15 protein-coding genes are annotated in these 19,139 nt (G+C 71.1%); 3 read left to right on the top strand and 12 right to left on the bottom strand.

Features of this window, described 5'->3' with window-relative positions; translation table 11 throughout:
* Genes zwf through pgl form a run of 3 tightly spaced genes read left to right on the top strand, consistent with a single transcriptional unit; the run spans position 1 to position 3,502 of the window.
* Positions 1 to 1,527, top strand: coding sequence for a glucose-6-phosphate dehydrogenase (gene zwf / locus IEJ02_RS17390; RefSeq protein WP_191065802.1), 1,527 nt, complete (start codon positions 1 to 3; stop codon positions 1,525 to 1,527).
* Complete coding sequence (gene opcA, locus IEJ02_RS17385; protein WP_223863979.1) at positions 1,524 to 2,723, top strand: glucose-6-phosphate dehydrogenase assembly protein OpcA; 1,200 nt, start codon at positions 1,524 to 1,526, stop codon at positions 2,721 to 2,723. The genes zwf and opcA overlap by 4 nt, the downstream gene beginning before the upstream one ends.
* Positions 2,720 to 3,502, top strand: a complete 783-nt coding sequence (pgl, locus tag IEJ02_RS17380) for a 6-phosphogluconolactonase (RefSeq protein WP_191065713.1) — start codon at positions 2,720 to 2,722, stop codon at positions 3,500 to 3,502. The genes opcA and pgl overlap by 4 nt, the downstream gene beginning before the upstream one ends.
* A gap of 79 nt (positions 3,503 to 3,581) precedes the next feature.
* Here the strand turns inward: pgl and pgi are convergent, their stop codons facing one another.
* From pgi to uvrC, 12 genes are all read right to left on the bottom strand, one after another.
* A complete protein-coding gene (gene pgi, locus IEJ02_RS17375; RefSeq protein WP_191065801.1) occupies positions 3,582 to 5,234 on the bottom strand; it encodes a glucose-6-phosphate isomerase in 1,653 nt (550 codons plus the stop codon).
* Between the two features lie 51 nt (positions 5,235 to 5,285).
* Positions 5,286 to 6,524 carry an MFS transporter gene (locus tag IEJ02_RS17370; RefSeq protein ID WP_191065712.1) on the bottom strand — a complete coding sequence of 413 codons (1,239 nt, stop codon included), beginning with the start codon at positions 6,522 to 6,524 and terminating at the stop codon, positions 5,286 to 5,288.
* Between the two features lie 154 nt (positions 6,525 to 6,678).
* The gene (locus IEJ02_RS17365) at positions 6,679 to 7,014 is read right to left on the bottom strand and encodes an RNA polymerase-binding protein RbpA (RefSeq protein WP_009718803.1); all 336 of its coding nucleotides are present in this window, start codon (positions 7,012 to 7,014) and stop codon (positions 6,679 to 6,681) included.
* A 216-nt stretch (positions 7,015 to 7,230) separates the two neighbouring features.
* Positions 7,231 to 7,458: a preprotein translocase subunit SecG gene (secG, locus tag IEJ02_RS17360; protein WP_014059875.1), complete on the bottom strand. Its 228-nt coding sequence runs from the start codon at positions 7,456 to 7,458 to the stop codon at positions 7,231 to 7,233.
* Between the two features lie 113 nt (positions 7,459 to 7,571).
* Complete coding sequence (tpiA, locus tag IEJ02_RS17355; RefSeq protein WP_137977469.1) at positions 7,572 to 8,348, bottom strand: triose-phosphate isomerase; 777 nt, start codon at positions 8,346 to 8,348, stop codon at positions 7,572 to 7,574.
* Between the two features lie 5 nt (positions 8,349 to 8,353).
* Entirely contained in the window at positions 8,354 to 9,556 is a 1,203-nt protein-coding gene (locus tag IEJ02_RS17350; protein WP_137977470.1) for a phosphoglycerate kinase, read from the bottom strand.
* 83 nt (positions 9,557 to 9,639) lie between these two features.
* Entirely contained in the window at positions 9,640 to 10,644 is a 1,005-nt protein-coding gene (gene gap / locus IEJ02_RS17345) for a type I glyceraldehyde-3-phosphate dehydrogenase (protein ID WP_191065711.1), read from the bottom strand.
* A 175-nt stretch (positions 10,645 to 10,819) separates the two neighbouring features.
* Positions 10,820 to 13,786 (bottom strand): M14 family metallopeptidase, encoded by a 2,967-nt coding sequence (locus IEJ02_RS17340; protein WP_191065710.1) that lies wholly within the window; start codon positions 13,784 to 13,786, stop codon positions 10,820 to 10,822.
* 216 nt (positions 13,787 to 14,002) lie between these two features.
* Positions 14,003 to 14,992, bottom strand: a complete 990-nt coding sequence (gene whiA, locus IEJ02_RS17335; protein ID WP_065958444.1) for a DNA-binding protein WhiA — start codon at positions 14,990 to 14,992, stop codon at positions 14,003 to 14,005.
* Positions 14,983 to 16,002 carry a gluconeogenesis factor YvcK family protein gene (locus IEJ02_RS17330; RefSeq protein WP_191065709.1) on the bottom strand — a complete coding sequence of 340 codons (1,020 nt, stop codon included), beginning with the start codon at positions 16,000 to 16,002 and terminating at the stop codon, positions 14,983 to 14,985. Before IEJ02_RS17330 ends, whiA begins: the two co-directional genes overlap by 10 nt.
* Entirely contained in the window at positions 15,999 to 16,934 is a 936-nt protein-coding gene (gene rapZ / locus IEJ02_RS17325) for an RNase adapter RapZ (RefSeq protein ID WP_137977472.1), read from the bottom strand. The genes IEJ02_RS17330 and rapZ overlap by 4 nt, the downstream gene beginning before the upstream one ends.
* Positions 16,931 to 19,063: an excinuclease ABC subunit UvrC gene (gene uvrC, locus IEJ02_RS17320; protein WP_191065708.1), complete on the bottom strand. Its 2,133-nt coding sequence runs from the start codon at positions 19,061 to 19,063 to the stop codon at positions 16,931 to 16,933. Before uvrC ends, rapZ begins: the two co-directional genes overlap by 4 nt.
* Positions 19,064 to 19,139: the final 76 nt, after the last annotated feature.

Below are 19,139 nucleotides of genomic sequence, written 5' to 3'. Positions count from 1 at the left end.
ATCGTGAGCAGCAGCAATCCGCTGCGTGACCCACGAGACCGGCGGCTCCCGCGCATCGCGGGGCCGTCCGGCCTCGTGATCTTCGGCGTCACGGGCGACCTGTCCCGTAAGAAGCTGATGCCCGCCATCTACGACCTGGCCAACCGCGGCCTGCTGCCCCCGGGCTTCTCGCTCGTCGGCTTCGCCCGCCGCGACTGGGAGAACGAGGACTTCGCCCAGGTCGTGCATGACGCGGTCAAGGAACACGCGCGGACCCCGTTCCGCGAGGAGGTCTGGCAGCAGCTGGCCGAGGGGTTCCGCTTCGTCCCCGGCGTGTTCGACGACGACGAGGCGTTCATCCAGCTGAAGGCGACCATAGAGGAGCTCGACAAGGCGCGCGGCACCGGCGGCAACTTCGCCTTCTACCTGTCGGTCCCGCCGAAGTTCTTCCCCACCGTCGTCCAGCAGCTCAAGAAGCACGGGCTGTCGCACGGGCAGGGCGACTCCTGGCGGCGCGCGGTCATCGAGAAGCCCTTCGGCCACGACCTGAAGAGCGCCCAGGACCTCAACCAGGTCGTCCACGAGGTCTTCCGGCCCAGCGACGTCTTCCGGATCGACCACTACCTGGGCAAGGAGACGGTCCAGAACATCCTGGCGCTCCGCTTCGCCAACACGATGTTCGAGCCGATCTGGAACCGGTCGTACGTCGACCACGTACAGATCACCATGGCCGAGGACATCGGCATCGGCGGGCGCGCGGGCTACTACGACGGCATCGGCGCGGCCCGCGACGTCATCCAGAACCACCTGCTGCAGCTGCTCGCGCTGACCGCCATGGAGGAGCCCGCCTCCTTCGACGCGTCCTCCCTGGTCACCGAGAAGCTGAAGGCGCTCAGGGCGGTCAAGCTGCCCAAGGACCTGGGCAAGCACACGGTGCGCGCGCAGTACGCCTCCGGCTGGCAGGGCGGTGAGGAGGTGCACGGCTACCTCGAGGAGGAGGGCATCGACCCCCACTCGAAGACCGACACCTACGCCGCGATCAAGCTGGAGATCGACAACCGCCGCTGGGCGGGTGTCCCCTTCTACCTGCGCACCGGCAAGCGGCTGGGGCGGCGGGTCACCGAGATCGCGGTGGTCTTCCAGCGCGCCCCGCACTCCCCCTTCGATGCCACCGACACCCAGGAGCTGGGGCAGAACGCCCTGGTCATCCGGGTGCAGCCGGACGAGGGCGTCACCATCCGGTTCGGCTCCAAGGTGCCCGGCACCTCCATGGAGATCCGGGACGTGACGATGGACTTCCAGTACGGCGAGTCCTTCACCGAGTCCAGCCCCGAGGCGTACGAGCGGCTGCTGCTCGACGTCCTGCTCGGCGAGGCGAACCTCTTCCCCCGCCATGAGGAGGTCGAGCAGTCCTGGCGGATCCTGGACCCGATCGAGGAGTACTGGGACCAGCACGGCAAGCCCGAGCAGTACACCTCCGGGACCTGGGGGCCGAAAGCCGCGGACGAGATGCTCGCACGAGACGGACGGAGCTGGCGGCGGCCATGAACATCGATCTCACGGACACCACGTCCAGCCGGATCAACTCCGCTCTGGTCCAGGCGCGCCGGGCCACCGGTACCCCGGCCGTGGGCATGGTGCTCACCCTCGTCATCGTCACCGACGAGGGCAACCACTACGACGCGCTGCGGGCGGCGAGCGAGGCGTCCAAGGAACACCCCTCGCGCACCCTGGTCGTCATCAAGCGGCCGGGCCGGTCGCCGCGCGACCGCAAGATGGCCCGGCTGGACGCCGAGGTACGGGTCGGCGGCGAGACCGGCACCGGCGAGACGGTGCTGCTGCGGCTGCACGGCGAACTCGCCAACCACGCCTACTCGGTGGTCCTGCCGCTGCTGCTGCCGGACGCCCCGGTGGTGGTGTGGTGGCCGGAGGACGCCCCGGAGCACCCGGCCGAGGACCTGCTCGGGCGGCTGGCCCAGCGCCGGATCACCGACGCCCAGGCCACCGAGGACCCGGTCGCGGCCCTCGGGCTGCGGGCCGCCACCTACACCCCGGGCGACACCGACCTGGCGTGGACCCGGATCACCCCGTGGCGCAGCGTCCTGGCCGCGGCCCTGGACCAGCGGCACTCCCCGATCACTTCCGCGGTCGTCGAGGGCGAGGCGTACAACCCGAGCAGCGAGCTGCTCGCGCTGTGGCTCGCCCAGCGGCTGGAGGTTCCGGTGGACCGGCAGGTCTCGGAGGGCCCCGGGCTGACCGCGGTGCGGCTGGAGACGGCCGACGGCGTGATCTGCCTGGACCGGGCGAACGGCTCGCTGGCCGAGCTGGCGATGCCGGGCCAGCCCGACCGGCATGTGGCGCTGCAGCGGCGTGAGATGTCGGAGCTGATCGCCGAGGAGCTGCGCCGGTTGGACCCCGACGAGAGCTACGAGTCGTCGGTGAAGTTCGGCGTGAGCAAGCTGGGCAAGGGCGGCGTGGGGACGCTGGAGCGGGACGCCAAGGCCGCCCCGGCGACCCAGGTGGCGCCGCCCGGGGCGGACCCGCTGCCGCCGCTGCCGACCCGGGACCCGGAGACGCCGTCGGAGCACGCTCCGGGCTCGCCGAAGAACCCGCCGCAGGCACCGGCACAGCCGCCGGTTCCCAAGCCCCACCCCCCGAAGTCCCAGGAGCAGAAGTCCCAGGAGCAGAAGTCCCAGGAGCAGAAGTCCCAGGAGCGGAAGGCGGACGGGAAGGCGGACACATGACCGCACCGCAGGTGGTCGTCCACCGCGACAAGGAGCTGATGGCCCAGGCCGCGGCGGCACGGCTGATCACGAAGATCGTGGACGCCCAGGCCGCCCGTGGCTCGGCCTCGGTCGTCCTGACCGGCGGGCGCAACGGCAACGGCCTGCTGGCCGCGCTCGCCGCCTCCCCGGCGCGCGACGCGGTCGACTGGTCGCGGCTGGACCTGTGGTGGGGCGATGAGCGATTCCTGCCCGACGGCCATGCGGACCGCAATGTCACACAGGCCCGCGAGGCGCTGCTGGACGCGGTGGAGCTGGACCCGGCGCGGGTGCACGCGATGCCCGCGTCCGACGGGCCCCACGGCGGCGATGTGGACGCGGCCGCCGAGGCGTACGCGGCCGAGCTGGCCCGGGCCGCGCGGCCGGAGAACCACGGCGCGGCGCCGTCGTTCGACGTGCTGCTGCTCGGCGTCGGCCCGGACACCCATGTGGCCTCGCTCTTCCCCGAGCTGCCCGCCGTCCGGGAGACCGAGCGGACGGTGGTCGGGGTGCGCGGCGCGCCCAAGCCGCCGCCGGTGCGGATCTCGCTGACCCTGCCCGCGATCCGCGCGGCACGGGAGGTGTGGCTGCTGGCGGCCGGTGAGGACAAGGCGAAGGCGGTCACGATAGCGCTGTCGGGCGCCGGGGAGCTGCAGGCTCCGGCGGCGGGCGCGCGCGGCCGCGGCCGGACGCTGTGGCTGCTGGACCGGGCCGCGGCGGCGGGGCTGCCGCGCGAGCTGTACCCCCCGGCCTCGCCGTAACCCTCGTATCGCACGTGAACGATCCCCCGGGCGCCCGAACGAAGCGCCCGGGGGATCGTTCATGTGTACGTCAAGGACCTCAGCGGCCGCGCAGCGAGCGGTAGGTGGCGACCAGGTGCTCGGTGGAGGCGTCCAGACCGGGCACCTCGGCGCCCTCGGTCAGGGCGGGCTCGACGCGCTTGGCGAGCACCTTGCCCAGCTCCACTCCCCACTGGTCGAAGGAGTCGATGTTCCACACCGCGCCCTGGACGAACACCTTGTGCTCATAGAGGGCGACCAGCTGGCCCAGCACCGACGGGGTCAGCTCGGGGGCGAGGATCGTGGTGGTGGGGCGGTTGCCGTCGAAGGTCTTGTGCGGCACCAGTTCCTCGGGCACCCCCTCGGCCGCGACCTCCTCGGCGGTCTTGCCGAAGGCCAGCGCCTGGCCCTGGGCGAAGAGGTTGGCCATCAGCAGGTCGTGGTGGGGTTCCAGGCCGGGCGGCAGGTCCTTCACCGGCCGGGCGAAGCCGATCAGATCGGCCGGGACCAGCTTGGTGCCCTGGTGGAGCAGCTGGTAGTAGGCGTGCTGGCCGTTGGTGCCGGGGGTGCCCCAGACGATGGGGCCGGTCTGCCAGCCGACGCGGTTGCCGTCCCGGTCCACATGCTTGCCGTTGGACTCCATGTCCAGCTGCTGCAGATAGTCGGTGAACCGCGACAGATAGTGGCTGTACGGCAGGACGGCATGCGCCTGGGCGCCGTGGAAGTTGTCGTACCAGATGCCCAGCAGGCCCATCAGCAGCGGTACGTTCTGCTCCGGCGGGGCGGTGGAGAAGTGCTCGTCGACCAGGTGGAAACCGGCCAGCATCTCGCGGAAGCAGTCCGGGCCGATGGCGACCATCAGGGAGAGGCCGATGGCCGAGTCGTAGGAGTAACGCCCGCCGACCCAGTCCCAGAACCCGAACATGTTGTCCGTGTCGATGCCGAACTCGGCAACCTTCTCGGCGTTGGTCGACACCGCCACGAAGTGCTTGGCGACGGCCTCCTGACCGGCCCGGAGCCCGGTCAGCAGCCAGTCGCGGGCGGAGACGGCGTTGGTGATGGTCTCGATGGTGGTGAAGGTCTTGGAGGCGACGATGAACAGCGTCTCGGCGGGGTCCAGGTCGCGCACCGCCTCGTGCAGATCCGCGCCGTCCACGTTGGAGACGAACCGGAACGTCATCGAACGGTCGCTGTAGGAGCGCAGCGCCTCGTAGGCCATCTTCGGGCCCAGATCGGAGCCGCCGATGCCGACATTGACGACGTTTCGGATCCGCTTGCCGGTGTGGCCGGTCCAGTCGCCCGACCTGACGCGGTCGGCGAAGACGGCCATCTTGGAAAGCACGGCGTGCACTTCGCCGACGACGTCCTGCCCGTCCGCCTTGATCTCCGCGGAGTGCGGTGCGCGCAGCGCGATGTGCAGCACCGAGCGGTTCTCGGTGGTGTTGATCTTCTCGCCGCGGAACATGGCGTCGCGCAGCTCGGCCACCTTGGTGGCGCTCGCCAGCTCGCGCAGCAGCCGCAGGGTCTCGTCGGTCACCAGGTGCTTGGAGTAGTCGACGTGGAGATCGCCGACCTGAAGGGTGAGGCGGCGCCCGCGCTCCGGGTCGCCCGCGAACAGGTCGCGCAGATGCGCGTCGCCCAGCTCCTTGCGGTGTGCGGCCAGCGCGTGCCATTCCGGCAGCTGGTCCAGCCTGGTGCGGCCTTCCATGTTCATCTCGGACATCAGCCCACTTCTCGTCGGTACCTGGCCCCCGTGGCCACCAACCTAATTGATGACGGACCGCATTCCCGGAACGAGGGCCGCCACCCCGCAGACGAAGAGCGCGGCGGCCCCCAGCGCGGGGGTGTTGAGGCCCCACGCCTCGGCCATCACCCCGCCCAGCAGCGCGCCGAGCGGGGTGCCCGCGATCGACAGGGTGCGGAACGCGGAGCTCACCCGCCCGAGTGCCCCGTCGGGGCTGCGCTGCTGCATCATCGTCACCTCGGTGACGTTCCAGACGATCCCCGCGAAGCCGAAGAGGCCCATGGCGGCGACCGCGACCGGCAGGCTCCGTATCGCCCCGAGGGCGGCCAGGGCGCCGATCTGCGCGGTGCCGCACACCACGAGGGCACGGGCGCGCCCCAGCTTCTCGGTGAGCCCGGCGGCCACCAGGCCTCCGGCCACGCTGCCGATCCCGTAGACGGTGATGACGGCCGCGTAGCCGGTGTTCCCGGCGTCCAGCCAGCCGGTGATGTGCAGTACCAGGGTGGCGATGAGCGCGCCGATGCCGATGTTGCACAGCGTGGTGGAGGCGCACAGCGCCCGCAGTGTGCGGTCCCGCCACAGCACGGCCAGGCCCTCGGCGATATCGCGCCGCAGCGACCCGCCCGGCGGACGCGGGGCCCGCTCTGGAGGTGTCGCCCCCAGCGAGGCGACCAGCGCGGCGGCGGCGAGATAGGTGGCCGCGTCCGCCGCGTACGGCATCGCGGCACCGAGGCCGAGCAGCACCGGCACCAGCGGGGCACCCACGAACCGGCCCATGACCTCCTGCCCGGTCATCAGCCGGGCGTTGGCCCGGCCCAGCGCCTCCTGCCCCACCACGGACGGCAGCAGCGCCGTGGCGGCGTTGTCGAACAGGGTCTGCAGCGTGGTGAGGGCGAAGGCGAGGGCGAGCAGCAGCCCGATGGTGGCCCGGTCCAGCCACACCGCGACGGCGAACCCCGCCATCAGGACGGCCCGCACGCCGTCCACCGCCCACATCGCCCGCCGCTGGTCCACCCGGTCCGCGATCGCCCCGCCGATCAGCCCGAACAGCAGCCAGGGCAGGAAGCCGCAGGCGGTCACCAGCGAGACCAGTACCGGCGAATCGGTCAGCGAGACGGCCAGCAGCGGCAGCGCCGCACCCCGCAGCGCGTCCCCGAACCGGGAGACGACCGCGGCCGCCCACAGCCGCCCGAACCCCCCGCGCCACGCGGGCCCCGCCGGTTTCCCGGCACCCAGCTCACCGGCGTCCACCGCGGCCATGACGATCCCCCTCCGCCCCCTGCGTCGGCCCCACCCGGCGGGACGGCTCCCCCCGGTCAGCACTCCACGACCGTAGCCCGCACCACTGACAACGGCCCGGCCGCGCACCCCTCACGGGAGGTGCCCGGCCGGGCCGTCGTACCGCGTTGTGTGTCTAGATCTCGCCCCGGAGCTTGGCGAGTGCCTCGGCGAGGATCGCCTCGCCGTCGGCGTCGCTGCGCCGCTCCCGTACGTACGCCAGGTGCGTCTTGTACGGCTCGGTGCGCGGCGGGTCCGGCGGGTTGTCCCGGTCCTTGCCGGCCGGGAAGCCGCAGCGGGGGCAGTCCCACGTGTCAGGGATCTGCGCGTCGCTGGCGAAGCTCGGCACGGTCTCATGCCCGTTCGAGCACCAGAAGGAGATGCGCAGGCGCGGCGCCGATTCGCCTCGCTCGGCTTCTCCCATCGGCCCCGCCCCGACCCGACTTCCACGGATCGCGTTGCCACTTGCCACGGTCGTAACTCCCTGCGTGATGGTGCCGCGAAGCCTCGATTGGCAGCTTCGCCGCCCGGCGCCCCAGTCTACGTAAGGCCCAACGCGCGTCCAGTGAGAGGAGTTACACCCGTCACCGTGGACGCCATGCCATCATAGGCCGCATATGGGCCCCGCTGACGACGGTACGTCAGTTATCGGGCGTCAGCCGGGCCCCGGACGGGCCCCGCCGGACCCTCAGTCGAGCTTCATCAGCAGCCCGAGCACGACGATGCAGACGAACCACAGCAGCCCGACCACCACGGTGATGCGGTCCAGGTTGCGCTCGGCGACCGAGGAGCCGCCCACCGAGGACTGCATGCCGCCACCGAACATGTCGGACAGGCCGCCGCCCTTCCCCTTGTGCATGAGCACCAACATCATCAACAGGAGGCTGAAGATGATGAGGGCGATCGAGAACCCCATGATCACGGCTGGACCAACCTTCTCGGGCTTGTACGGACGTCGGGGGCCGGACGGTGCGATTCCCACCGCCTCGACCCCCGACAGGGTACGACGACGCGCGCGCTAGGGCCTACTCACTGGTCGCGGAAACGAACGATCTTGACGAATTCGTCCGCGTCCAGCGAGGCGCCGCCGATCAGGGCGCCGTCCACGTCCGGCTGGGCCATGATCGCGGCGACGTTCCCGGACTTCACCGAGCCGCCGTACTGGATCCTGACCTTGTCGGCGACCTCCTGGCCGTAGAGCTCGGCGAGCCGGCCGCGGATGGCCCCGCAGACCTCCTGGGCGTCCTCGGGGGTCGCGACCTCGCCGGTGCCGATCGCCCAGACCGGCTCGTAGGCGATCACGACCGTCTCGGCCTGCTCGGCCGGGACGTCCTTCAGGCCGCCGTCCACCTGGGCGAGGGTGTGCGCGACCTGGTTGCCCGCCTTGCGGACGTCGAGGCCCTCGCCGACGCACAGGATCGGGGTGAGGTCGTTGCGGAAGGCCGCCTTGACCTTGGCGTTGCACAGCTCGTCGGTCTCGTCGTGGTACTGGCGCCGCTCCGAGTGCCCGACGACGGCGTAGGTGCACTTGAGCTTGGCCAGCATCGGGCCGGAGATCTCGCCGGTGTAGGCGCCGGAGTCATGCGCCGAGATGTCCTGGGCGCCGTACTTGATCTTCAGCTTGTCGCCGTCGACCAGGGTCTGCACGGACCGCAGATCGACGAAGGGCGGCAGCACCGCGACCTCCACGGCCTCGTAGTCCTTGTCGGCGAGCCCGAAGGCGAGCTTCTGGACGTGGGCGATGGCCTCGAGGTGGTTGAGGTTCATCTTCCAGTTGCCCGCCATCAGCGGCTTACGGTCACTCACGGTGTTCAGTCCTCCAGTGCGGCGAGGCCGGGGAGCGTCTTGCCCTCGAGGTATTCGAGGCTCGCTCCACCGCCGGTCGAGATGTGGCCGAAAGCGTTCTCGTCGAAGCCCAGGATGCGCACGGCCGCGGCGGAGTCGCCGCCGCCGACCACGGTGAAGGCCGGGCTGTCCACGAGCGCCTGGGCCACGGCCCGGGTGCCCTCGGCGAAGTCGGGGTGCTCGAAGACGCCCATGGGGCCGTTCCAGAAGACGGTGGCCGCGTCGGCCAGCTTCGAGGCGTACAGCTTGCGGGTCTCCGGGCCGATGTCCAGGCCCTGGAGGTCGGCCGGGATCGCGTCCGCGGCGACGAGCCGCGGGTTCGCGGGGGCCTTGGTCTTCAGGTCCGGGAATTCGGGCGCGGCCGTGACATCGACCGGGAGCACGAACTCCACACCGCGTTCCTCGGCGCGGCGCAGATAGTCCTGGACCGCCGGGACCTGGTCCTCCTGCAGCAGCGAGCCGCCGACCTCGTGGCCCTGGGCCTTGAGGAAGGTGTAGGCCATACCGCCGCCGATCAGGATGCGGTCGGCCTTCTCCAGGAGGTGGTCGATCACGCCGAGCTTGTCGGAGACCTTGGCGCCGCCGAGGACCACCGCATAGGGCCGCTTGACGTCCTCGGTGAGCTTCTTCAGGACGGAGAGCTCGGCGGCGATCAGATCGCCCGCGGCGTGCGGCAGCCGCGCCGGGAGGTCGTACACCGAGGCGTGCTTGCGGTGGACCGCGCCGAAGCCGTCGCCCACGTAGAGGTCGGCGAGGGCGGCGAGCCGGTCGGCGAAGGCACCGCGCTCGGTGTCGTCCTTACTGGTCTCACCGGCGTTGAAACGCAGGTTCTCCAGCAGCGCGACCTCGCCGTCGCCGAGCCCCGCCACGGTGGCCCGGGCGCTCTCGTCCACGGTGTCGGTCGCGAAGGCGACCTGCTTGCCGAGGAGTTCGCCGAGCCGCCGGGCGACCGGCGCGAGCGAGTACTGGGGGTCCGGGGCACCCTTGGGGCGGCCCAGGTGCGAGGCGACGATCACCTTGGCGCCCCGGTCCAGGAGCTTGGTGATCGTCGGGACGGCGGCGCGGATCCGGCCGTCGTCGGTGATCGTCTCGCCGTCGAGCGGAACGTTCAGATCGGCGCGGACGAAGACCCGCTGCCCGGCGACCTGAAGATCGTCAATCGTCTTCACAGGGATGACTCCTTGATCATGGATCGGGGCCCGTTACGACGGCGTCGTAGCGGGCCCCGTTCCCTAGCTCATCGGGACGGCGGTCAGAGCCGGCCGCCGACGAAGACGGTCAGGTCGACGAGGCGGTTGGAGTAGCCCCACTCGTTGTCGTACCAGCCGACGACCTTGACCTGCTTGCCCTGGACCATGGTCAGGGAGGAGTCGAAGGTGCAGGACGCGGGCCAGTTGACGATGTCCGAGGAGACGATCGGGTCCTCGGTGTACTCGAGGATGCCCTTGAGCTGACCCTCGGCGGCCTTCTGGAAGGCGGTGTTGATCTCGTCCTTGGTGACCTCGCGGTCGAGCTCCAGGACGAGGTCGGTGACCGAGCCGGTCGGGACCGGGACGCGCATCGCGATGCCGTCCAGCTTGCCCTTGAGCTGCGGGAGGACCAGCGCGGTGGCCTTGGCGGCACCGGTGGAGGTCGGGATGATGTTCTCGGCCGCCGCGCGGGCGCGACGCAGGTCCTTGTGCGGGAAGTCCAGGATGCGCTGGTCGTTGGTGTACGCGTGGACCGTCGTCATCATGCCCTTGACGATGCCGAAGCTCTCGTCGAGGACCTTGGCCATCGGCGCCACACAGTTGGTGGTGCAGGAGGCGTTGGAGATGACGTGGTGGTTCGCCGGGTCGTACTTGTCCTGGTTGACGCCCATCACGATGGTGATGTCCTCGTTCTTGGCGGGCGCGGAGATCAGGACCTTCTTGGCGCCGGCGGCGAGGTGCTTGGCGGCGTCCTCGCGCTTGGTGAAGATGCCGGTGGACTCCACCACGACGTCGGCGCCGAGCTCGCCCCACGGAAGGGCGGCCGGGTCGCGCTCGGCCATCGTCTTGAAGGTCTGGTTGCCCACCGTGATGGTGTCCTCGGTGTGGCTGACCTCGTGCTTCAGCCGGCCGAGGATGGAGTCGTACTTGAGCAAGTGGACCAGGGTGGCGTTGTCGGTCAGGTCGTTGACACCGACGATCTCGATGTCCGCGCCCTGCTCAAGGAGCGCGCGGAAGTAGTTGCGACCGATGCGGCCGAAGCCGTTGATGCCTACGCGGATCGTCACGAACCGATCTCCTCGTTGGTGTGCCGGTCTGGACGCCGGCGAACGTGTATGGGATGTCCCCGACCGCCTCCGACCCTACCGCTATCACGGGACGTACGTGACATTGGCATCGGCGGCCCATGACCACCGGAAAGTGGTACGGACCGCCGATTCAGTCACGATGTGTCACGCGCTGTCAACGACGCAGCGCACGTAGCGCGTCGCCCACCAGCCGGGCCCTCTGGGCGGCGTCCGGGACGTGCTCCAGTCCGAATCCCAGCAGCACGGTGTCCCGCGTGGTGACGCCCGCGACGGTGTGGAAGAGCTCCCGGGAGCGGGACCAGTCACCGGCGTTCGCCGGGCTGCCCTCCGGCGCCCCCGGCACCGTCCAGGGGCCGAGCGCGGTCTCGAAGCCCTCGGAGTCCTCGGCGGCGCCGCCGACGGTGAGCTCGGTGCCGTCCACGAAGGCGCCCCGGCCGCCGGTGCCCGGGTCGGTGACGTACGAGAGCGCCAGCTCGACCTTCTTGCCCGCGTAGCCGCTCAGGTCCAGTGAGACCGGCCGCCACCCCTCGGAGGAGCCCGTCAGGCTGTTCCAGGAGCCCGTGCTGCCCCGCGCGGTGCAGCCGTCGTCACCGGGGGTCAGGTAGTGCTTGAGGAACGGGTGCAGATTGAGCAGGAAGCCCGCCTCGCACTCGGCGGGCACCTTGGTGGAGGAGCCGCCGCCCGCGTCGGGGAGGGTGGTCCAGTCGTCCTGGCCCGCGGTGCGCGCCTCGATGATCACATGGTCGTAGCCGGGCTCGGTGTCATAGCTGAGCCGGAAGTCCAGGGCCGGTTTGTCGGCGGCGGACACGCCGGTGAGGTCCACCGTGCGGGACAGCCGCATCCAGGAGTTGTCACGGTGGCCCGCGGCCGCCATCCAGTCGCCCTCATAAGGCTGGTACGGGGTGCGCGTGTTCGGGTACTCCCCCGCGCCCGCGCTGCGGAACTGGGGGAAGTCCTCGGGTGGCAGCACATCGGAGGTGACGGTGTAGGCGCCCGCGGCATCCAGGGGGTTGCCGGGGGCGTCGCCGAGGTTCGCGCCGGCGCCTGCGAGCGCGCCGGCGCCCTGGAAGGCGGTGGGCGACTTCAGGGTGAGCCGGCTGTCGGCGCCCAGGTAGTACTGACTGAAGTCGTCGGTGTCGGCCGGTCCCACCTCGGAGCTGCCGCCCGCCCGTTCACCCGTGGTGATCAGCTTGCCGCCCTCGTTGAGGAAGTCGCGCACCGCGAGCAGGGTCGGGCCGCCGGGCCGCTCGGCGCCGGTGTACCAGAGCACGGTCTTGAAGTGGCTGAGCACTCCGAGCGCGGACGGCGCCCCCTGGGTGGCCACGTCCCAGACGGCCGCCTTACGGCCGTTGTCGGCCAGCGCCCGGGTGTACGCGGCGGTGTGCCGGGCCGGGGAGGTGCCGCCCTCCTCGGCGATCACCAGCGTGTCGGCGCGGGACCGCTTCGCCACGGCGTAGGTGAACGGCTCGCTCGCGGTCCGCTTGCCGCTCTTCGTACGGCCGGTGAACCAGACCTTGACCTTCTGCCCTGGGTCCGCGCCCTTGACGGCGGCGCGGTACTGGTCGAAGCGGACGTTGTCCTCGCCGCCGTAGGTCTCGCCGCCCCGCCATGCCTTCAGCGGGGCGGTGTGGGTACGGCCGCCGTCCACGCGGTAGTTGAGCTTCTTGTCGCGGACGCTCTTGCGGACGGTCACCGAGACGTCCTGGTCGCCGCCGCGCGCGTACGACGTGGTGAAGGCGTCCGGGGTGAAGTCGGGCGCGGTGAGGCCGACGGACGAGGACGGGCGGTCGGGGTGTTCGGCGGTCTCGGCTACGGAGAGCGCGAACGGGATGTTCTTGGTGAACTCCTGTGCGATCAGCTTCTCGTCGTCCGGGAAGGTGAAGACGGACGCGCAGTCGCGCGGCTGCCAGGGGTCGTCCGGGTCGACGTTGGAGGCGGTCTGACACGTCGACATCTCCGGGGTGAACATCATCATCCCGTTGACGTTCGCCGCGTGGCCGTCCGCCTCGCCGTTGGTGGTGTACAGCTCGGAGGAGACCTGCGGGTGGTAGCCGGGGATCGCGGAGTGCTCCGGGGTGCCGGCGAGGGACTTGTAGAGGACGTCGTCGGGGGTCGGGGTGGCGACCTGCCAGCCGACGCCGTAGAGCAGCAGTTCGGCGGCCGAGTGGTAGTTGATGCCGTAGGTGAAGCCGATGCGCTTCTCGAAGGCGTCCAGCGCCCTGGTCTCCGGCTCGGAGGCGGGCGCCGGACCCCGGTAGGTCTCATCGGCCGGGTCGGCGGACGAACCCTCGTTGTCGTAGCCCCACTTGTAGCCGAAGTTGCGGTTGAGGTCGACGCCGTCGCCCGAGGTGATCTTGCCGTCGCCGTTGTTGTCGCGCAGGTTCTTGCGCCACTGGCGGTTGGCCGGGCTCTGATGGGTGTAGTCGTAGCCGTCCGGGTTGGCGGACAGGACGAACCACAGCTCCGTGCGGTCCACGATCCGGGTGACGCGGTCGTCCTTGCCGTAGTTGTCGAGGTAGTAGTGCATCAGCCGGCGGGTCATCTCCGGCGTGATCCACTCACGGGCGTGCTGGTTGGACATGTACAGCACCGACGGCTTGCTGCCGTCGCGGGTCTTCGCTGCGCCCTTGCTCAGCTTGAGCGCGAGGATGTCCTTGCCCTGGCCGGTCTTGCCGATGCTGACGACCTTGGTGAGGCCGGGGTGCGCCCGGCCGGTCTCGACGATCTCCTGCTTCAGCCCGCCCTCGCCGCTGTAGGGGCGGAAGACGCCGTCGCCCGCGGCCTTCAGCCGGTTGCGGCTCTGTGCGGAGATCTTCTTCTCGGTGAGCCGCACGCCCTTGCCGCGCAGTGCGGCGGCCTGCTCGGCGGTGAGGTAGAGCTCGACCGGGCCGGTGCCCTTGTCGGGCACCTGCCGCCCCAGCTCGGTGCCGTCCGCTCCGGCGCGGAGCAGCAGCGGAATCTGGTCCTTGGTGACCTGGGCGGTCCATACGGACAGCGCGTCGCCGGCGGCTTCCGCCGGCGGTGGCGCGGGGGCCGCGGGTGCCGCGGCCAGTCCCCCCAGGAGCAGCGCGGCCAGTGCCACCACCGCGCCGCTCGATCTCACCGTGCGTCTGAGCTTCATGAGCCCCCCTGGCTTTCGTATGAAGACACGCGGGTGCGCAGCGCTCCAGACTTGTCACGACACATGGTCATGTCAACAGCGGCGCGCGGAACCGCTGTCACATGCCCTGTGACGCACCACGCCCCCGGATCGCTCGTGTGATCCGGGGGCGTGGGGTGCGGCTCTCGTACGGCTTCCCGGGCCGTCAGCTGCCGCGGGCGTCAGCTCGTAGGGCGGTCAGCCGACCATGCCCTCGGCCATCTCCTCGGTCAGGCTGGACTCGGTGCCGGGGATGCCCAGGTCCTGGGCGCGCTTGTCGGCCATGGCCAGCAGCCGGCGGATACGGCCCGCGACGGCGTCCTTGGTCAGCGGCGGGTCGGCGAGGGCGCCCAGCTCCTCCAGGGACGCCTGCTTGTGCTCCATGCGCAGCCGCCCGGCCGCCGCGAGGTGCTCGGGCACCTCCTCCCCCAGGATCTCCAGGGCCCGCTGCACCCGCGCCCCGGCGGCGACGGCGGCGCGGGCCGAGCGGCGCAGATTGGCGTCGTCGAAGTTGGCCAGGCGGTTGGCGGTGGCCCGCACCTCGCGGCGCATCCGCCGCTCCTCCCAGGCGAGGACCGACTCATGCGCCCCCAGCCGCGTCAACAGCGCGCCGATGGCATCACCGTCCCGGACGACCACCCGGTCCACCCCGCGCACCTCGCGCGCCTTGGCGGCGATCTGCAGCCGGCGGGCGGCGCCGACCAGGGCGAGCGCGGCCTCCGGGCCGGGGCAGGTCACCTCCAGGGAGGACGAGCGGCCGGGCTCGGTGAGCGAGCCATGGGCGAGGAAGGCCCCCCGCCAGGCGGCCTCGGCGTCGCAGGTGGCGCCGGAGACGACCTGCGGCGGCAGCCCGCGGATCGGCCGGCCGCGGCCGTCGACCAGGCCGGTCTGCCGCGCCAGCTGGTCACCGCCCGCCACCACCCGCACCACGTACCGGCTGCCGCGGCGCAGCCCGCCGGGGGCCATCACCACCAGATCCGAGGAGTGGCCGAAGATCTCCAGGATGTCCTTGCGGACTCTGCGGGCCGCGATCCCGGTGTCCAGCTCCGCCTCGATCACGATGCGCCCGCTGACCAGGTGCAGCCCGCCCGCGAACCGCAGGATCGCCGAGACCTCCGCTTTCCGGCAGCAGGTCCGGGTGACGGGGAGCCGGGAGATTTCGTCCTTCACCGCTGCCGTCATCGCCATGGGCCGATCCTTCCATGCATCCGAAAAATACGGTCGTACGCGGCCGCCAGAAGCTCCGGGTCATGCTTCGGGGCACCGTCGGTCGCGGCCACCGGCGCCAGCTCGACCGTGCCGCCCAGCCGCTTGGCGGCGTCGCACAGACTGCTCTGGTCGGGGACGGCGGCCTCGTCGGCCAGCACCACGTCGAAGGCGAGTTTAGGGGCGTGTCGGGCCAAAACCTCCAAATGACGCTGCGGGGAGAAGCCCTCGGTTTCTCCCGGCTGAGGGGCGAGGTTCAGCGAGAGCACGCGCCGGGCCTTGGTCTCGGTGAGCGCCTTGAGCAGTTCGGGGACCAGCAGATGCGGGATCACGGAGGAGAACCAGGAGCCGGGCCCCAGCACCACCCAGTCGGCGTCCATGACCGCCTCGACGGCCTCGGGGACGGCCGGCGGATCGTGCGGCACCAGGTGGACCGACTGCACCTCGCCGGGGGTGAGCGCCACGGTGGCCTGCCCGGCGACGGTGGAGACCTCGTCCGGGCGCGCCGGGTCATGGCCCCGGACGTACGCCTGGAGCTCCAGGGGGACGGCCGACATGGGCAGCACCCGGCCGTGGGCTCCCAGCAGCTTGCCGACCAGGTCGAGCGCCTTCACATGGTCGCCCAGCTGCTCCCACAGGGCGACGATCAGCACATTGCCGACCGCGTGGCCGTGCAGATCGCCCTCACTGGCGAAGCGGTGCTGGATGACCCGCGCCCAGGTCTGGCCCCAGTCGTCGTCGCCGCACAGCGCGGCCAGGGCCTTGCGCAGATCGCCGGGCGGCAGCACGCCCAGCTCGTCGCGGAGGCGTCCGCTGGAACCCCCGTCGTCGGCCACGGTGACGACGGCGGTCAGATCGCCGGTGATCCGGCGCAGCGCCGCGAGCGACGCCGACAGGCCCATGCCGCCACCCAGGGCGACCACCTTGGGCTGCGCGCCCCGGTTCGTCCGCGCCCCGACCAGCCGCCGCAGCCGACTGCTACGAATGGTCACTCGCGCCCCATGTCCCGGTGGACGATGACGGTCTCCACTCCCTCGGCGGCCAGCCGTGGGGCCAGCCGCTCGGACATCGCGACGCTGCGGTGCTTGCCGCCGGTGCAGCCGACGGCGATGGTCACATAGCGCTTGCCCTCGCGGCGGTAGCCCGCGGCGATGAGCTGGAGCAGCTCCGCGTAGCGGTCCAGGAACTCCTTGGCGCCGGGCTGGTTGAAGACGTAGCTGGAGACCTCCTCGTTGAGCCCGGTGAAGGGGCGCAGCTCGGGGACCCAGTGCGGATTGGGCAGGAAGCGGCAGTCCACCACCAGATCGGCGTCGACCGGCAGCCCGTACTTGTAGCCGAACGACATCACGGTGGCCCGCAGCTCGGGCTCCTCCTCGCCCGCGAACTGGGCGTCCATCTTGGCCCGCAGCTCATGGACGTTGAGGCTGGAGGTGTCGATCACCAGATCGGCGTCCCCGCGCAGCTCGCGCAGCAGATCGCGCTCGGCGGCGATACCGTCCACGATCCGGCCGTCGCCCTGGAGGGGGTGCGGGCGGCGCACGGACTCGAAGCGGCGCACCAGCGCCTCGTCGGACGCCTCCAGGAACAGCACGCGCCGCTTGACGTTCTTGGCGGCGAGGTCGGCGAGGGATTCGCGGAGGTTGTCGAAGAAGCGGCGGCCGCGGACGTCCACCACCACGGCGATCCGGGCCACATTGCCCTGGGAGCGGGCGCCCAGGTCGACCATGGTGGGGATCAGCGCGGGCGGCAGGTTGTCCACGACGAACCAGCCGAGGTCCTCCAGACACTTGGCGGCGGTGCTGCGGCCCGCGCCCGACATTCCAGAGATGATCACCAGCTCGGGGATGGCCGCCGCCTCGGCGGACTCGCCCGACGTGCCCGTATTCACCTGCGCTCCGTCTCCATGGTTCTCGTGCTCGGTCATGGTCTGGTCCCCCCGTTCGACGACGCCGCGCCGGCGGCCTCGTCCTCAATGATCTCTCCTGTGGCGGTGTTCACGGCGGGCGCGGCCGGGGCGGACCCGGCGAGCGCCGCGGCGACCGTCTCGGCCGTCTTACGGCCGACGCCGGGCACCTCGCAGATCTGCTCGACCGTGGCGGCGCGCAGCCGCTTGACCGAGCCGAAGTGCTTCAGCAGGGCCTGCTTACGGCTGTCACCGAGGCCCGGAACGGTGTCCAGCGGCCCGGCCTTCAGCGACTTGGCGCGCTTGCTGCGCTGGTAGGTGATGGCGAAGCGGTGGGCCTCGTCGCGGACCCGCTGGAGGAGGTAGAGGCCCTCGCTGCTGCGGGGCAGCACCACCGGGTCGTCCTCGTCCGGCAGCCACACCTCCTCCAGCCGCTTGGCGAGGCCGCAGACGGCGACGTCGTCGACGCCGAGCTCGTCCAGGGCCCGCTTGGCGGCGGCCACCTGCGGCTTGCCGCCGTCGACCACGACGAGCTGGGGCGGGTAGGCGAACCGCTTCGGCCTGCCCTCCTCGTCGATCGGGCCGGAGGGCCCCTGGCCGGGTCCGTCGGGTCCTTCGGGACCACCGGGTCCTTCGGGTCGGTCGATGGGCTGCCCGGCGGTCCCGGGAACCCCGGCGATTGCAGATGCCTCGGTGGCCCCGGGAACCCCTTCAGCCCCGGTGGCTTCCTCCTGCCACTCCCCCGTCTTCTGCTTCTCCTGCAGATAGCGGCGGAAGCGGCGGCTCACGACCTCGTGCATGGAGCGGACATCGTCCTGCCCGGCGAAGCTCTTGATCTGGAAGCGGCGGTACTCACTCTTCCGGGGGAGCCCGTCCTCGAAGACCACCATGGAGGCCACCACGTCATCGCCCTGGAGGTGGGAGATGTCAAAGCACTCCACGCGCAGCGGAGCGGAGTCAAGACCCAGGGCCTCGGCGATCTCCTCCAGCGCCCGGGAGCGGGTGGTGAGGTCGGAGGCGCGCTTGGTCTTGTGCAGCGCGAGCGCCTGCTGGGCGTTGCGCTGGACGGTCTCCATGAGGTCCTTCTTGTCGCCGCGCTGCGGGATGCGCAGATCGACCCGGGAGCCGCGGCGGTCGGCGAGCCACTGGGCGACCGGCTCGGCCGGTTCCGGCACGGCGGGCACCAGGACCTCCTTGGGGACCGCGTCGCCGCGCTCCTCCCCGTAGAGCTGCTGGAGGGCGTGCTCGACCAGCCCGGCGGTGTCGACGGCCTCGACCTTGTCGGTGACCCAGCCGCGCTGACCGCGCACCCGGCCGCCGCGCACATGGAAGATCTGGACGGCGGCCTCCAGCTCGTCCTCGGCGACCGCTATCAGGTCGGCGTCGGTGGCGTCGGCGAGCACCACCGCGTTCTTCTCCATGGCGCGCTTGAGCGCCCCTATGTCGTCGCGGAGCCGGGCCGCCTTCTCGTACTCCATCTCCTCGGCGGCCTCGTGCATCTGCTCTTCCAGGCGGCGCAGATAGGTGCCGGTGCGCCCGGCCATGAAGTCGCAGAACTCCTCGGCCAGTTGACGGTGCTCCTCGGCGGTGACACGGCCGACGCAGGGGGCCGAGCACTTGCCGATGTAGCCGAGCAGACAGGGGCGGCCGATCTGGGCGGAGCGCTTGAACACCCCGGCGGAGCAGGTCCGGACGGGGAACACGCGCAGCATCAGGTCGACGGTCTCGCGGATGGCCCAGGCGTGGGCGTACGGGCCGAAGTAGCGCACGCCCTTCTTCTTGGCGCCGCGCATCACCTGGACCCGGGGGAACTCCTCGTTGAGGGTCACGGCGAGGGAGGGGTAGCTCTTGTCGTCGCGGTACTTGACGTTGAACCGGGGGTCGAACTCCTTGATCCAGGAGTACTCGAGCTGCAGGGCCTCGACCTCGGTGGAGACCACGGTCCACTCCACGGCGGCGGCCGTGGTGACCATGGTGCGGGTCCGCGGGTGGAGGTTCGCCAGGTCCTGGAAGTACGACGAGAGCCGTTGGCGCAGGCTCTTCGCCTTTCCGACGTAGATCACCCGGCCGTGCTCGTCACGGAACTTGTAGACCCCCGGCGAGTCGGGGATCTGTCCCGGCTTGGGGCGGTAGCTGCTCGGGTCGGCCATGGTCACCACCCTACTTGCGGGGAGTGACACATCCGGTGCCCTCGGGACGCGGTTCGGTGAGGTCCAGGGGATTTGG

Origin of the sequence: Streptomyces sp. 5-10, assembly GCF_014712245.1 — a bacterium.
GTDB classification, from domain to species: domain Bacteria; phylum Actinomycetota; class Actinomycetes; order Streptomycetales; family Streptomycetaceae; genus Streptomyces; species Streptomyces violaceusniger.
This window is presented reverse-complemented; position numbering and strand designations above follow the sequence as displayed.